The following is a 664-nucleotide window of genomic DNA, read 5'->3' as shown; positions in this document are numbered from 1 at the left end:
ATATCCGCCCTTGAAACGGGTGGCTTTTTAACAGCCCTAGAAGGCCTCACCACTCGCTAGCCCCTTAAAAGGGGCTTTTTAAATGACCACCAACCGCTCACTGCCCTATCTCTCTTTAACTATTTAAATGAATCTACATACTCTTGTTTACTTATACTATCTCTTATTCGATCATCTGCTTCTTGTTCTCGAATATATTTTTCAATTGTTTTTTGATTTAACCCAACCATACTCACGTAGTATCCTTTGGACCAAAAGCTTTTATTCCCATAGTTATATTTCAAATTCGCATGTTTTTCATGGATTAAGGTTGCACTTCGTCCTTTTAAGTAGCCCATAAAACTAGAAATACGAATCTTTGGCGGTATTCTTACTAACAGTTGAATATGGTCAGGCATTGCATGCGCTTCAATGATTTCAACAGCTTTCATCTCACACAATTTTCTTACTACCTGACCAATACTTACTCATAACTTTCCATAAATCACTTTTCGTCGATACTTCGGGGTGAAGACTATGTGAACCCTACAATTCCATCTTGTATGTGCTAAACTTTTATCGTCATTAGACATAAAAAGGCTCTTTGTCAATAAGGACTGATGAGTTGTGCAAAATCAAATCTGGGTCAGAATGAACCACATTCTGGCTCAGATTTTTTGTTATC

1 pseudogene is annotated in these 664 nt (G+C 37.2%); it reads right to left on the bottom strand.

What is annotated here, in order from left to right:
• Positions 1-119: 119 nt before the first annotated feature.
• Positions 120-572 (bottom strand): annotated as a pseudogene (gene tnpA / locus IGI96_RS19765) (IS200/IS605 family transposase).
• Between the last annotated feature and the right edge of the window lie 92 nt (positions 573-664).

It is taken from the genome of Enterococcus sp. DIV0421 (assembly GCF_051713745.1).
Taxonomy (GTDB): domain Bacteria; phylum Bacillota; class Bacilli; order Lactobacillales; family Enterococcaceae; genus Enterococcus_D; species Enterococcus_D casseliflavus.
Note: the sequence above shows the minus strand (reverse complement) of the source record. Positions and strands in the feature narration are given on the sequence as shown.